At 55.4% G+C, this 15,321-nt stretch carries 13 protein-coding genes; all 13 read right to left on the bottom strand.

Annotated elements, in window-relative coordinates:
• The gene (locus tag H650_RS18110; protein ID WP_020456549.1) at window positions 1–921 is read right to left on the bottom strand and encodes a D-alanine--D-alanine ligase; all 921 of its coding nucleotides are present in this window, start codon (window positions 919–921) and stop codon (window positions 1–3) included.
• Window positions 914–2,389 carry a UDP-N-acetylmuramate--L-alanine ligase gene (gene murC / locus H650_RS18105; protein ID WP_020456548.1) on the bottom strand — a complete coding sequence of 492 codons (1,476 nt, stop codon included), beginning with the start codon at window positions 2,387–2,389 and terminating at the stop codon, window positions 914–916. Before murC ends, H650_RS18110 begins: the two co-directional genes overlap by 8 nt.
• Before the next feature lie 56 nt (window positions 2,390–2,445).
• Window positions 2,446–3,513 (bottom strand): undecaprenyldiphospho-muramoylpentapeptide beta-N-acetylglucosaminyltransferase, encoded by a 1,068-nt coding sequence (gene murG / locus H650_RS18100; protein WP_020456547.1) that lies wholly within the window; start codon window positions 3,511–3,513, stop codon window positions 2,446–2,448.
• A complete protein-coding gene (ftsW, locus tag H650_RS18095; protein WP_020456546.1) occupies window positions 3,513–4,754 on the bottom strand; it encodes a cell division protein FtsW in 1,242 nt (413 codons plus the stop codon). Before ftsW ends, murG begins: the two co-directional genes overlap by 1 nt.
• A complete protein-coding gene (murD, locus tag H650_RS18090; protein ID WP_020456545.1) occupies window positions 4,754–6,070 on the bottom strand; it encodes a UDP-N-acetylmuramoyl-L-alanine--D-glutamate ligase in 1,317 nt (438 codons plus the stop codon). Before murD ends, ftsW begins: the two co-directional genes overlap by 1 nt.
• 2 nt (window positions 6,071–6,072) lie before the next feature.
• Window positions 6,073–7,155, bottom strand: coding sequence for a phospho-N-acetylmuramoyl-pentapeptide-transferase (gene mraY, locus H650_RS18085; protein ID WP_020456544.1), 1,083 nt, complete (start codon window positions 7,153–7,155; stop codon window positions 6,073–6,075).
• A complete protein-coding gene (murF, locus tag H650_RS18080) occupies window positions 7,149–8,507 on the bottom strand; it encodes a UDP-N-acetylmuramoyl-tripeptide--D-alanyl-D-alanine ligase (RefSeq protein WP_020456543.1) in 1,359 nt (452 codons plus the stop codon). Before murF ends, mraY begins: the two co-directional genes overlap by 7 nt.
• The gene (murE, locus tag H650_RS18075) at window positions 8,504–9,991 is read right to left on the bottom strand and encodes a UDP-N-acetylmuramoyl-L-alanyl-D-glutamate--2,6-diaminopimelate ligase (protein ID WP_044489562.1); all 1,488 of its coding nucleotides are present in this window, start codon (window positions 9,989–9,991) and stop codon (window positions 8,504–8,506) included. Before murE ends, murF begins: the two co-directional genes overlap by 4 nt.
• Complete coding sequence (gene ftsI / locus H650_RS18070; protein WP_020456541.1) at window positions 9,978–11,744, bottom strand: peptidoglycan DD-transpeptidase PBP3; 1,767 nt, start codon at window positions 11,742–11,744, stop codon at window positions 9,978–9,980. Before ftsI ends, murE begins: the two co-directional genes overlap by 14 nt.
• A 25-nt stretch (window positions 11,745–11,769) precedes the next feature.
• Window positions 11,770–12,135, bottom strand: a complete 366-nt coding sequence (gene ftsL / locus H650_RS18065) for a cell division protein FtsL (protein ID WP_017457921.1) — start codon at window positions 12,133–12,135, stop codon at window positions 11,770–11,772.
• The gene (gene rsmH, locus H650_RS18060) at window positions 12,132–13,073 is read right to left on the bottom strand and encodes a 16S rRNA (cytosine(1402)-N(4))-methyltransferase RsmH (RefSeq protein WP_044489787.1); all 942 of its coding nucleotides are present in this window, start codon (window positions 13,071–13,073) and stop codon (window positions 12,132–12,134) included. Before rsmH ends, ftsL begins: the two co-directional genes overlap by 4 nt.
• A 2-nt stretch (window positions 13,074–13,075) precedes the next feature.
• Complete coding sequence (mraZ, locus tag H650_RS18055; protein ID WP_017457919.1) at window positions 13,076–13,534, bottom strand: division/cell wall cluster transcriptional repressor MraZ; 459 nt, start codon at window positions 13,532–13,534, stop codon at window positions 13,076–13,078.
• 620 nt (window positions 13,535–14,154) lie between these two features.
• A complete protein-coding gene (gene cra, locus H650_RS18050) occupies window positions 14,155–15,159 on the bottom strand; it encodes a catabolite repressor/activator (RefSeq protein WP_020456538.1) in 1,005 nt (334 codons plus the stop codon).
• Between the last annotated feature and the right edge of the window lie 162 nt (window positions 15,160–15,321).

Here is a 15,321-nt window from a genome sequence, read left to right as displayed (position 1 = left end):
TCACTCCGCCAATTCCAGAATGCGAACAACTAACTGGGAGAAACTCAGCCCCGCCTGACGTGCCGCCATCGGCACCAGACTATGGCTGGTCATTCCTGGCGACGTGTTCGCTTCCAGCAAATAAAACTGTCCATCGCTGTCCAGCATGACATCAATACGGCCCCAGCCACGACAGCCTAAAATTTGCCAGGCTTCACGCGCCAGGGCTTGTAATGCTGCTTCATTGTCCGCTTCCAGACCTGATGGGCAAAAATACTTCGTCTCATCAGAGAGATATTTCGCCTCATAATCATAGAAGATTCCCGCCGGTTGAATACGAATCGACGGTAAAATTTCATTTCCAAGCAATGCGACGGTAAATTCCGGCCCACAGAGCCATTTTTCGATCAGAACTTCATCATCATGTTGAAATGCAAGCGCTAATGCTGCATGCAGTTCTTCTTTTTTATCGACCTTTGACATCCCGACGCTTGAGCCTTCGCGGCTGGGCTTGACAATAACAGGTAACCCCAGCACCTCAATCCGTTGAATATCAATAATTTTCAGGCCTGATTCAAATTCGCCGCGCGTCAGTGCTACCCACGGCGCGACGGGCAACCCTGCCCCTTGCCACAACAGCTTGCTGCGCCATTTATCCATCGAAATCGCCGAGGCCATCACACCGCTTCCGGTGTAGGGAATATCAATTAATTCCAGCAGCCCCTGCAGAGTACCATCTTCGCCGCCGCGGCCATGCAGGGCGATAAACGCTTTACTGAACCCCATCTCTTTCAGGCGGGTGACATCCACATCGCGCGGATCCACACCATGCGCATCAACACCGCCTTCACGCAAACCTGCCAGCACCGCTGCACCGGAATTAAGCGAAACGTCACGCTCGGCGGAGGTTCCGCCCAGCAGAACCGCTACTTTCTCAGCCACGGCGCTCCTCCTCCACAGCCTGCGGTTTCAGTTTGCTCTCGGCCAGGCTGCGCGCAATCTTCCCGACGTTACCGGCACCCTGGATCAGGATCAGATCGTTACCGGTCAGCACCGGAGCCAGCATCGCGGCAACCTGCGCCGGATCGGAGACCAGAATCGGATCGATCTTGCCGCGTCCGCGAATAGTGCGGCACAGAGAACGGCTATCTGCGCCAGGGATCGCTGCTTCGCCCGCCGGATAAACTTCCAGCATCAACAGCGAATCCACCTGGGTCAGCACATTGGCAAAATCGTCATACAGATCGCGAGTACGCGTATAACGGTGCGGCTGAAACAGCATCACCAGGTTTTTATCCGGCCAGCCTGCACGCGCTGCTTTGATAGTGGCGTCCACTTCTGTCGGATGGTGACCATAATCGTCAACCAGCATCGCGGTACCGGCTTTACCGTTTACATCTTGCAGCGGGTATTCACCGAGGAAGTCGAAACGGCGGCCTGTGCCCTGGAAGCTTTCCAGCGCGCGCAGGATCGCGTCATCTTCGATCCCCTCTTCCGTCGCTACCGCAACAGCCGCCGCCGCGTTTAACGCGTTATGGCGACCAGGCGCATTCAGCGTCACGCGCAGTTCCGGTTTATCCTGGCGCACCAGCGTAAAGTGCCCTTGCGGACCAACCTGGCGGTAGTTTTCCACGCGAACATCCGCATCATCGCTAAAGCCGTAGGTCGTAATCTGGCGACCTACACGCGGCAACAGCTCCCGAATCACCGGATCGTCGACGCACATCACCGCACGGCCATAGAACGGCAGGTTGTGCAGGAAGTTGATAAAGGTCGTTTTTAAATTCTCGAAGTCGCCCTGGTAGGTATCCATGTGGTCAGCTTCGATATTGGTGACAATCGCCACCATCGGTTGCAGATGCAGGAACGAGGCATCGCTCTCGTCCGCTTCAGCAATCAGGTAACGGCTGTGCCCCAGGCGCGCATGCACGCCAGCGGCTTTAACCAGGCCACCATTAACAAAAGTCGGGTCCAACCCGGCTTCTGCATAAATACTTGCCACCATCGCGGTGGTGGTCGTTTTGCCGTGCGTACCAGCAATGGCAATGCCGTGGCGAAAACGCATTAATTCCGCCAGCATCTCTGCACGGCGGATCACCGGAATGCGCGCTTCATGTGCCGCGACGATTTCCGGGTTATCGGCTGAGATCGCGCTGGAAACCACCACTACGCTCGCATCGCTTACGTTTTCCGGGCGGTGGTTGAAATAAATCGTGGCGCCAAGCGACGTCAATTGCTGCGTAACCGGATTGGGCGCCAAATCGGAGCCGCTAATCTGGTAGCCTTCGTTGGCCAGCACTTCGGCAATACCGCCCATGCCAGCACCGCCAATGCCGACAAAGTGAATGTGCCGGACGCGACGCATCTCGGGCACGATTGAACGCAGTTTCGCCAGTTCTTGTGTATTCATTCTCTAAACGCCATCGACTACTTAAATTTGCGCGACGCAAAAGGCGTCGCCAGTATTTATGCCTGAGCTGCCAGGCTCACTTCGTTTGCCACCCGTTCGGTCGCATCCGGGATCGCTGCTGCGCGCGCGCGTTCGGCCATCTCCAGTAATGCTTCGCGGTTCCAGCCCGCGAGCGTTGCAGCCACCGCATCTACGGTGAATTGCGGTTGCTCCAGAATCTTCGCCGCGCCCGCTTTTTCCAGCGGCAAGGCATTCCAGTACTGCTGCCGGTCTTTGTGCTGGAACGGTACAAACAGCGCCGGTAAACCTGCTGCGGCGATCTCGCTAACCGTCAACGCCCCAGAGCGGCACACCACCACATCCGCCCACGCATAGGCTTGTGCCATATCGTCAATAAACTCAGTAACTTTATGCTGAGGTTCGCCAGCGCTTGCATAAGCTCGCTCAACCTCCTGCTGGGCACCTTTCCCGCTCTGATGCCAGATAGTGACCGCGGCCCCTAACTTTGACGCAACCTGCGGCATCGTCTGGTTAAGTACGCGCGCGCCTTGCGAACCACCAACAACCAACACCCGCACCGGGCCTTCACGACCGGGCAAACGTTGCTGTGGCAGCGGCAGCGCCAACACATCGACACGCACCGGGTTCCCCACCACTTCCGCTGTCGGGAAAGCGCCCGGAAATGCCTGCATCACTTTGGTGGCGATTTTCGCCAGCCATTTGTTGGTCAAACCGGCAATGCCGTTTTGCTCATGCAGCACCACCGGAATACCAAGCGACCAGGCCGCGAGCCCGCCGGGACCGGAAACATAGCCGCCCATCCCCAGCACCACATCAGGCTTAAAGCGTTGCATAATGGCGCGCGCCTGACGCCAGGCATTGAAGATACGCACCGGCGCCAGCAACTGCGCCTTAATACCTTTGCCGCGCAGACCAGAGATGCGGATGAAATCGATCTCAATGCCGTGCTTCGGCACCAGATCAGCCTCCATGCGATCGGCGGTTCCGAGCCAGCGCACTTGCCAGCCCTGATCCATTAAATGGTGCGCGACCGCAAGACCGGGGAATATATGCCCGCCGGTACCGCCTGCCATCACCATTAACCGCTTTGGTTGACCACTCATCACACACCTCGAGTAAACGCCTGGGCTTTCTCCAGACGCGTTTCATAATCTATGCGTAGCAGCAGCGTAATCGCCACTGACATAATTAATAAACTGGAACCACCGTAACTGATAAGCGGCAGCGTTAACCCTTTGGTCGGCAACATACCCGCCGCCGCACCAACGTTAACCAGCGCCTGGAAGCTAAACCAGATACCTATTGAGCAGGCCAGAAAACCAGAAAAACGATGATCGATTTCCAGCGCTTTACGCCCGATAGACATGGCGCGGAAAGCGACGAAGAATACCATTAAAAGTGCCACTACCACACCGATATAACCGAGTTCTTCGCCGATAATGGAGAAGATAAAGTCGGTGTGCGCTTCCGGCAGATACTCAAGTTTCTGAATCGAATTACCTAAGCCCTGGCCCCACAATTCACCGCGGCCAAACGCCATTAATGACTGGGTAAGCTGATAACCGCTACCAAAGGGATCTTCCCACGGGTTCCAGAACGACGTTACGCGGCGAATACGATAAGGTTCGGCAAGGATCAGCAGTACCACTGCGGAAATACCCATCCCGATAATGGCGATGAACTGCCACAACTTCGCCCCCGCCAGGAACAGCATCGCCAGCGTGGTGATAAACAGTACAACCACCGTACCAAGGTCCGGCTGCGCCAGTAACAACACCGCCAGCACCAGGATCACGCCCATCGGTTTTAAGAAGCCGCGCAGGTTGTTTCGCACTTCGTCTACTTTGCGCACCAGGTAGTTCGCCAGATAGCAGAACAGCGACAGCTTGGTGAACTCCGCTGGCTGGAAACGCATCAGCCCGAGGTCAATCCAGCGCGATGCCCCGTTGATCGAACTCCCCACAACCAGCACCACCAGCAGCATGATGATCGCGGCGATCAGCATTGCTGAGCTGTATTTTTGCCAGAAATCCATTGGCAGCCGCAATGTCACCATCGACATACAAAACGCCAGGAACAGATACAGCGCGTGACGCTTGGCAAAGAAGAAGGGATCGTCCGTCAGACGCTGTCCAACTGGCATCGACGCCGACGTCACCATGATAAAGCCGATTGCCGCAAGGCCCAACGTCAGCCACAGCAGCGTGCGGTCATACATGACCAGGCTATCAGTGTCCTTCTGTCGCGAGCCCATGACCCAGCCTTTTAACGCCGTAAACAACCAGGCCAGGATACTCAATCCTGGCAGGCGCGGCATTCTTGGGCGGGGGAGCGTTAAACGCATCAGCCTAACTCCTGCGCCAGACGGGTAAAGACATCACCCCGTTGTTCAAAATTTTTAAACTGATCGAGGCTGGCGCAAGCGGGTGACAACAGCACCATATCGCCCGGCTGTACACGTGTCGCGATGAGCCGCATGGCCTGATCCATTGTCTCGGTTTGTTCCGCGATTTCCGGGCGCAGCGCCGCCAGCTCCGCGCCGTCACGGCCGAAGCAGTAAAGACGAATACGATCGCCGCTCAGGTAACGCTTCAACGGGGAGAAATCTGCCGATTTCCCGTCACCGCCGAGCAGCAAATGCAGTGTACCGTCGACATGCAGGCCGTTCAGCGCCGCTTCGGTACTACCGACATTCGTTGCTTTCGAGTCGTTGATCCAGCGCACGCCGTTATGCTCCAGCGCCAGCTGGAAGCGGTGCGCCAGTCCGGTAAATGTCGTCAGCGCTTTCAGACTGCTGGCGCGCGGTAAACCGACGGCATCCGCCAACGCCAGCGCTGCCAGCGCGTTGGTGTAGTTGTGCTGGCCGCTCAGTTTCATCTCAGCCACATTCAGCACTTTCTCACCTTTCACGCGCAGCCAGGTTTCACCCTGTTGGCGGTTTAAGTGGTAATCGCCGACATCAACGCCAAAACTGACACAACGTTCATCCGCGCCGCGTACCGGCATCGTCAATGCGTCATCAGCATTCACGACACACACTTTCGCGTTTTCATAGACGCGCAGCTTGGCAGCACGATATTGCTGCAACCCAAACGGATAGCGATCCATATGATCTTCCGTGACGTTCAGGATGGTGGCCGCCGCCGCGTGCAGGCTGGAGGTGGTTTCCAGCTGGAAGCTGGAAAGCTCCAGCACATAAAGTTCGCGCGCATCGTCGAGGAGCATCAACGCTGGCAGACCGATATTACCGCCGACCCCGACGTTCACCCCGGCAGCTTCGGCCATCTCCCCGACCAGCTTGGTCACGGTACTTTTGCCGTTGGAACCGGTAATCGCGATAACCGGTGCCTGCGCTTCACGGCAAAACAGCTCGATATCGCCAACAATCTCAACGCCAGCGTCTGCCGCCGCGCTCAAAGAAGGATGCGCCAGCGCGATGCCTGGGCTCGCAACAACCAGATCGGCGGCCAGCAACCAGTCATCGTTAAGACTACCAAGATGGCGCTCCACCGCCTCCGGCAGCTTGTCCAGCCCCGGCGGAGAAACGCGCGTATCCATCACACGCGGTGTGACACCGCGTGCGAGGAAAAAGTCCACGCAGGAAAGGCCTGTGAGACCCAAACCGATGATGACGACTTTTTTACCCTGGTAATCAGCCATGATTAACGTACCTTCAGCGTTGCCAGGCCAATCAGCACCAGCATCAGCGAAATAATCCAGAAGCGCACGATCACGCGCGGTTCCGGCCAGCCTTTCAGTTCATAGTGGTGATGAATCGGCGCCATACGGAAAATACGTTGGCCGCGCAGTTTGAATGAACCAACCTGCAAAATGACCGACAGTGTTTCCACCACAAACACCCCGCCCATGATCACCAGCAGGAACTCCTGGCGCAGCAGCACGGCGATAATGCCCAGCGCGCCGCCCAGCGCCAGTGAACCGACATCGCCCATAAAAACCTGTGCCGGATAGGTGTTAAACCACAAGAACCCTAACCCAGCGCCGACAATCGCCGTACAGACAATCACCAGTTCCCCTGCATGACGCAGATAAGGAATGTGCAGATAGTTAGCAAAATTCATGTTGCCGGTCGCCCATGCCACCAGCGCAAAACCGCCGGCAACGAAAACCGTCGGCATAATCGCCAGGCCATCCAGGCCATCCGTCAGGTTGACCGCGTTACCGGTGCCAACAATCACGAAATAAGCCAGCAGAATGTAAAACATGCCCAGTTGCGGCATCACATCTTTAAAGAACGGCACCACCAGCTCGGTCGCGGGGGTATCTTTGCCCGCCAGATAGAGCGCAAACGCTACGCCCAGCGCGATAACCGACATCCAGAAATACTTCCAGCGTGCAATCAGGCCTTTGGTGTCTTTGCGCACCACTTTGCGGTAGTCATCGACAAAGCCAATCGCACCGTAACCCACCAACACGACAAGAACACACCAGACGTAGGGGTTGGATGGGTACGCCCATAGCACAACAGAAACCACAATCGCGGTCAGGATCATGATCCCGCCCATCGTCGGCGTACCGCGTTTGCTGAAGTGCGATTCCGGGCCGTCGTTACGTACAACCTGACCAAAAGAGAGTTTTTGCAAGCGGGCAATCATGCGCGGCCCCATCCACAAGGAGATGAAGAGCGCGGTCAGCAGGCTGACAATGGCGCGAAACGTCAAATAGGAAAAGACGTTAAAGCCGGAATAATATTTGACCAAATGTTCGGCCAGCCACACTAACATGTCCCGTTCTCCTGTAATTCGCGTACCACCTCTTCCATGGCGGAGCTACGTGAACCTTTCACCAAAATAGTAATAATTTTCTGCTCAGCGATGAGCGCCTTTAAGCGCGCTGTTACTGCCGCTTTATCGTTAAAATGCTCGCCTACGCCGCTGGCTTTGCTCAACGCTTTGCTCAACGTGCCGACGCTCAGAACTTTATCAATGCCGACGGCTTTCGCCGCTTCACCGACCTGGATATGACACGCTTCGCTCTCATCACCCAGTTCGGCCATATCGCCAACCACCATCACCCGGTAACCCGGCATTTCGGACAACACATGGGCAGCCGCGGTCATAGAACCAACGTTGGCGTTATAGGTGTCATCCAGCAGCAGTTGGTTTTCACCCAACTGCACCGGGAATAAGCGCCCCGGTACGGCTTTCAGGTTTGCCAGCCCGCGTTTTACCGCGTCCAGGCTTGCGCCAACCGCCATTGCCAGCGCCGTTGCTGCCAGCGAATTGGCGATGTTGTGGCGACCCGGCAGTGGCAGAGTGACATCCACATTGCCGGTTGGGGTTTGCAGCGTGAACTCAGTGCCATGTGAAGTCACATGCACATTCGTCGCGGTAAAATCGCTGTTCGCTGCGTTGGGTGAGAAGCGCCAGACTTTGCGATCGCCAATGATGCTCTGCCAGTTCAGCCAGTCATTATTGTCAGCATTCATAATGGCGATACCGTTAGCGGGCAGACCGGTGTAGATTTCGCCTTTCGCTTTCGCCACACCGGCAAGCGAGCCAAAGCCTTCCAGATGCGCGGCCGCCAGGTTATTGACCAGCGCCGCTTCCGGGCGCGTCAAGCTAACAGTCCAGGCGATTTCGCCCTGGTGGTTCGCCCCCAGTTCAATCACCGCAAAATGGTGCTCTTTGGTCAGGCGCAACAAGGTCATTGGCACGCCGATATCATTGTTAAGATTGCCGGCGGTGTAGAGCGTATTGCCGCATTCGCTGAGAATGGCAGCGGTCATCTCTTTCACTGACGTCTTGCCGGAAGAACCGGTCAGCGCCACCACGCGCGTTGGCACTTGCTGGCGAACCCAGGCAGCCAGTTCGCCAAAAGCCTGGCGGGTGTCCTGCACCACTAACTGCGGCAGGTCGATATCCAGTTTTCGGCTCACCAGCAGCGCGCCCGCGCCCCCTTCTTTCGCTTTGTCAGCGAAGTCGTGAGCATCAAAACGCTCGCCTTTCAGCGCAACAAACAGGCAGCCCGGCGTCAGTTTACGTGTGTCGCTGGTTACCGCCTCAATCACCACATCCTGGCCGTGCAGTTCCGCGTGCAGCGTGCGGGTAAGTTGACTCAGCGCTACGCTAATCATGCTACTACCCCCAGCAAACGCGCCGCGGTGACGCGGTCGGAGTAATCCAGACGGCGTGTACCCACAATCTGATAATCTTCGTGGCCTTTACCGGCCAGCAGCACGACATCGTTCTCTTTGGCTTGCATGATGGCATTGGTCACCGCTTCTGCCCGGCCTTCCACCACGCGAGCCTGACCCGCATCCAGCATGCCCGCGAGGATGTCATTAATAATGGCGCGCGGCTCCTCGGTACGCGGATTGTCGTCCGTCACCACCGGTACATCAGAGAACTGCTCAGCAATCGCGCCCATTAATGGACGTTTGCCTTTATCGCGATCGCCGCCACAGCCAAACACGCACCACAGCTTGCCAGTGCAGTGCAGACGCGCCGCCTGCAGCGCTTTTTCCAGCGCATCCGGCGTATGGGCATAATCCACCACCACGGTGGGTTTACCCGGCGCGCTGAACACTTCCATACGACCGCAAACTGGTTGCAGACGTGATGCGCTTTTCAGCAGTTCACTCAGCGGGTAACCCAGCGCCAGCAACGTCGCCAGCGCCAGCAGCAGATTGCTGACGTTAAACGCACCCATCAGGCGGCTTTCAATTTCACCTTCGCCCCATGAGGAGTCGAAATAGATCGTCGCACCGCTGTCGTGATAATCAACGCTCACGGCTTTCAACCAGCGACCATGACAGTCCGGATTGATATTGTCTTCCATCGATACCGCAACGGCGTCCGGTAATTTGGCCAGCCAGCGACGGCCAACTTCGTCGTCGGCATTAATGATCGCCTGACCATAATGATGTGAAGAGAACAACAGCCATTTCGCGGCTTCGTAGTTCGCCATATCACCGTGATAATCCAGGTGATCGCGGCTTAAATTGGTGAACACGCTGGCGGCAAATTTCAGTGCCGCCACGCGATGCTGTACCAGACCATGGGAAGAGACTTCCATCGCCGCAAAGGTCGCGTTTTGCGCCGCCAGTCCGGCAATGACATGCTGAACGTCGACAGCAGATCCGGTGGTATTTTCCGTCGGTACGACGTTACCCAACAGACCGTTGCCCACCGTGCCCATCACCGCGCTGGTTTCGCCAAGCAGTTGACTCCACTGCGCCAGTAACTGTGTGGTGGTGGTCTTACCGTTAGTACCGGTTACGCCGATAAGACGTAATTGCCCGGAAGGCTCACCATAAAAACGGCCTGCCAGCGCGGAAAGGCGCTCATTTAACTGGCTGAGGTAAATGACCGGAACGCCGTGCATTTCACGAACTTCACCGTCATTCGCTTCATCTTTCGCTTCAGCAATAATGGCAGCAACACCTTGCGCAATCGCCTGCGGGATATATCGACGCCCGTCCGCCTGATGACCGACCACTGCCACAAAAAGATCGCCCGAGGCAGCCACACGGCTGTCGAGTGTCATCTCTCGTAGCGCTCGCGCAGGTAGCATTGGCACCCACGGAGCGAGAAGGTCGCGCAAATTACGATCTGCCACCTGATCCCTCGCCTTGATTAATTACAAATTCACTTTTTTCGCCCGTGGTCAGCGCATCCGGTTCAATGTTCATGGTGCGCAGAACGCCACCCATGATGGCACCAAAGACCGGCGCGGACACGGCGCCACCGTAGTATTTACCCGCTTGCGGATCGTTGATAACCACCACCAGCGCAAAGCGCGGGCGGCTGGCAGGCGCGACGCCAGCGGTGTAAGCAATGTATTTATTGATATAGCGGCCATCGGGGCCGACTTTTTTCGCCGTACCGGTTTTAATCGCGATACGATAACCCTTGATGGCGGCTTTCACACCGCCACCGCCTGGCAGCGCCACGCTCTCCATCATGTGCACCACGGTACGGACAATGGATTCGTTGAAGATGCGTTCGCCCGGAACTGGCGGATCAACTTTGGTGATCGACAGCGGACGGTAGATGCCGTAGCTGCCAATGGTTGCGTAGACTCGCGCTAACTGTAACGGCGTTACCATTAGCCCGTAGCCGAAAGAGAAGGTGGCCCTCTCTATGTCAGACCACCGTTGTTTTTGAGGAAATAAGCCACTGCGTTCCCCGACCATCCCCAAATTGGTCGTTTTTCCCAGGCCAAAACGTGAGTAAGTATCTACTAACGCTGAGGAGGGCATCGCTAACGCCAGCTTAGAAACACCGACGTTACTCGACTTCTGTAAGACCCCGGTGAGGGTTAATTCGCTGTATCGCGCCACGTCTTTGATTTCATGGCCGTTAATACGATAAGGCACCGTGTTCAGCACCGTATTTGGCGTCACCACGCCGCGCTGTAACGCGGTCATAACCACCATCGGTTTCACGGTGGAACCCGGCTCAAATACGTCGGTAATGGCGCGGTTACGCATCGCGTCTTTCGATGTGCCGGTGAAGTTGTTTGGGTTATAGGAAGGACTGTTGGCCATTGCCAGCACTTCGCCGGTGTTCACATCCACCAGCACAGCGCTGCCCGACTCTGCTTTGTTAAACGCTACGGCGTTATTCAGCTCGCGATAGACCAGCGCCTGCAAACGTTCATCAATACTTAATGCGAGATTGTGCGCCGCCTGGCTATCGGTAGACGAAATATCTTCTATCACGCGCCCGTAGCGGTCTTTACGCACAATGCGTTCGCCCGGCTGACCGGTGAGCCATTTATCAAAGCTCTTCTCAACGCCTTCAATGCCCTGGCTGTCGACGTTGGTAAAACCGATGAGGTGAGCAGTCACTTCTCCGGATGGATAGTAACGGCGAGACTCTTCACGCAGATGAATCCCGGGTAATTTCAGCTTTTTAATGTAATCACCGAGATCCGGGTTAACCTGACGCGCAAGATAAATAAAGCGCATCTTCGGGTTGGCATTGATGCGTGAAGCAAGCTGGTCGAGCGGCATATTCAGCGCGTCAGAGAGCGCTTTCCAGCGATTATCGAGCGTCACACCACCCGCATCGTGCAACTCTTTCGGATCCGCCCAGATGGCTTTCACCGGGACACTCACCGCCAGCGGGCGGCCAGAACGGTCGGTTATCATCCCGCGCGACGTCGCCACTTCTTGTACACGCAGGGAACGCATATCCCCTTCACGCACCAGCATGTCCGGATTGACGACTTGCAGGTAGGCAACGCGTCCGAGCAGAAACATCAGTGCCAGCAGAATACAACCGCAAAGCAACGCAAAACGCCAACTGACAAAGTTGGCCTGTTCTTCCTGGCGTTTCGGTTTAAGCGTTTTCGCCGCTGCTTTCATGCGTTGCGTGATTCCTTATTCATCTCTATTTCTGCACCACAATATTTTCCTGTGAGGGATCGACATGCTGCATTTGCAGCTTCTCTGTGGCGATCCGTTCAACCCGGCTGTGATCGCCGAGCGCATTCTCTTCAAGGATCAGGTTGCGCCATTCGATATCCAGCGCGTCGCGCTCAATAACCAGTTGTTCACGCTGTGCGGTTAATAAACGCGTGTGATGGGCGGTAGTGACCACCGTCACTGCCGTCATAATGATGCAAATGAACAAGCAGAGTGGCAGTTTCCCAAATCGCAAAAGATCGTCGCCGATCACGCCAGGCAAAGCATGGCGCTCGTTGCTTCCTAACGATCCCTTCACTTTGCTCAGGGTCTCTGTCACTCTGCCGATCATGCGTTCGTCCTCTCTGCAATACGCAGAACTGAACTACGGGCACGTGGGTTTTCAGCCACTTCTTCTTCGCCCGGCATCAACTTTCCTAAGGCTCGCAGCTGACGGCCACCCAGTTTCCTGAGTTGCTCTTCGGTCATCGGCAACCCGGCAGGAACCTGCGGGCCACGGCTTTGCTCACGCATAAAGCGTTTCACAATGCGATCTTCCAGTGAATGGAAGCTGATAATCGAAAGCCGCCCTCCCGGGGCAAGCACGCCGAGCGAGTTTTTTAGCGCCAGCTCTATCTCCTCCAGTTCACTGTTCACCCAAATGCGCACCGCCTGGAAGGTACGGGTCGCGGGATGTTTGAATTTGTCTTTCACCGGCGTTGCCGCCGCCACCACTTCCGCCAGCTCTTTGGTGCGGGTCATGGGATCGAGACGGTTGCGCTCGACGATGGCGCGGGCAATACGTTTGGCAAAGCGTTCTTCACCAAAGGTTTTTAAAACCCAGGCGATGTCGGCTTCATCAGCAGTTTGTAACCATTCGGCGGCAGACTGACCGCGAGTGGGATCCATACGCATGTCTAACGGGCCATCACGCATAAAGGAAAAGCCGCGTTCCGGATCGTCAAGCTGCGGTGAAGAGACGCCAAGATCGAGGAGAATGCCGTCAATCTTGCCAATAAGGTCGCGCTCGCTGACATAATCAGCAAGCGCAGAAAAGGGACCATGAATGATGGAGAAGCGGGGATCATCAATGGTTTGTGCTACAGCAATCGCCTGCGGATCGCGATCGATCGCCAGCAAGCGTCCTTCCGCTCCCAGTTGGGAGAGGATCAAGCGCGAGTGACCACCGCGACCAAAAGTGCCATCGATGTAAATGCCATCCGGACGAATATTCAGGCCGTTAACGGCCTCATCCAGCAGCACCGTCGTGTGTTTAAAATTTTCCATCATCATTACAGAGACAAATCCTGCAACCGATCCGAAAGCGCTTCGGAACCCGATTGCTCAGCGTCGATATCTTCCTTGACCTGTTGATACCAGGTCGTTTCGTCCCACAGCTCAAATTTATTGAACTGCCCGACCAGCATCACTTCTTTCGTTAATCCGGCGTGTTGCCGTAAAACAGGCGCAATCAAAATGCGCCCGGCGCTATCCATCTGGCACTCGCTGGCATGCCCCAGCAACAAACGTTGTACGCGCCGTTCGAGCGGGTTCATGCTCGACAGACGCGACAGTTTTTGCTCGATAATTTCCCATTCGGGCAAAGGGTAAAGCAGCAGGCATGAGTGACGGATGTCAATGGTGCAAACCATTTGACCGGAGGCATTCTCCTGCAGCAAATCCCGATATCGGGTGGGAACGGATAACCGCCCTTTGCTGTCGAGATTGACTAACGTCGCTCCACGGAACATTTCCGATTCACCCCCAGGTGACCCTTTTACACCACTTTATCCCACAAATCCCCACTGAGGGAGTTTACGGAGCGGAGGAAAAGCTTGTCAAGCCAGCGCAATGGCTAACCAGAACAAAAGATCCCTTATTCGCAGCGAATATCTGCGTCGGTGAAATAGTGCTCAGCTTACGAGGCAAATTAACGTCATGAATATTTGCAAGAAAAAAAACAGAATATGCGCACGCGCGTTTAAAACCATTCAATTTCTGCGCGCGAAATATAAAGTGTCAGTTTGCGACGCGGGCGGCATTTTAAGACATATTGAAGAGAGTTAACAGCACCAGTTACATCAACGCACGCACAGCGCGGCGGCACTTCCGCAATGATAAAACCTTAACGCGATAAATGGACGTTAATTCAATGCACGTGGCCTTTTTTAGATGTAACAATTCAATACAAAAACCGGGATAAGTTACTTCTCAATTACCCTTTAAAAATGTTTTTTAAGGAATGGGCAAAATAAATTAACAGCAGCCATTGGGAAATTAAGGATTTATCTTAGGAGAGTCTTAACAATAATTTGATTAAAGGTGAGAGATGAATAGTAAAAAGGCAGCTGTCGCTGCCTTTCACCCGAAACTATACCCGGCTAAGTATGCCGCGACGGTAAAGATTACGGCGAATACGGCTAAGCCCCGCTTTCGGTTTGCGTGGCTCATCAAGGCTTGCCAGCACGATCTCCAGCACGCGTTCGGCCACATCGCGATGACGCTGCGCCACCGCGAGCACCGGGCATTGCAGGAAATCCAGCAACTCATGATCGCCGAAGGTGGCAATCGCCAAATCAGATGGCAACTTGCCGTCGCGACGCAACGTCACATCCAGCACCCCCTGCAATAAGGCAAACGAGGTGATAAACATTGCTTGCGGCATCGGGTTGGTTTCCAGCCATTTCTCAAACAGTTGCGCAGCGGCTTCCCGCTCATAACTGTTGGCGTAGAGATACTGAACCTCGCGCGGATCGTCTTTCCACGCGCTGCGAAAGCCCTGCTCACGCAGGAAGCTCACCGATAACTCCGGCAAAGCGCCAAGGTAAAGCACACGCTCCGCCGGGAATTTACGCAGCTCTTCCGCCAACATTTCCGAATCATCCTGATCGGCACCGACGACACTGGTGAAGTGTTCACGATCCAGCGCACGATCGAGTGCGACGATCGGGAAGGAGTCATTCGCCCACCGTTGATAGAACGGATGCTCCGGCGGCAGAGAAGTGGATACAATGATCGCGTCCACTTGCCGTTGCAGCAAATGTTCAATACAACGCATTTCGTTGTCAGGCTGATCTTCAGAGCAGGCAATCAAAAGCTGATAGCCGCGCTGACGCGCCTGGCGCTCCAGATAGTTGGCAATACGCGTGTAGCTCGTGTTTTCAAGATCGGGGATAACCAACCCAATCGAGCGAGTTCGTCCTGCTCGCAGCCCAGCCGCCACCGCGTTCGGGTGGTAGTTATGCTCACGAACAACCGCCATCACTTTCTCGACGGTTTTGTCGCTGACACGATACTGCTTCGCCTTACCATTAATGACGTAGCTGGCCGTGGTTCGTGAGACGCCGGCTAGCCGGGCGATTTCATCCAGTTTCACAATTGCCCCTTAAAATAGTGCACTCCATAACCTTTTTAGGGATATAGGCTAATTTCCATAACATCTAAGCGCAGAATACTCACTGCGGCAACCGCTTTCGTATCGGGTTCCGTATGATTTCGCAAAAAAAAGCCCGGCGTAAGAGGCCGGGCAGATAAATGG

The organism is Enterobacter sp. R4-368, assembly GCF_000410515.1.
Taxonomy (GTDB): Bacteria; Pseudomonadota; Gammaproteobacteria; order Enterobacterales; family Enterobacteriaceae; genus Kosakonia.
Note: the sequence above shows the minus strand (reverse complement) of the source record. Positions and strands in the feature narration are given on the sequence as shown.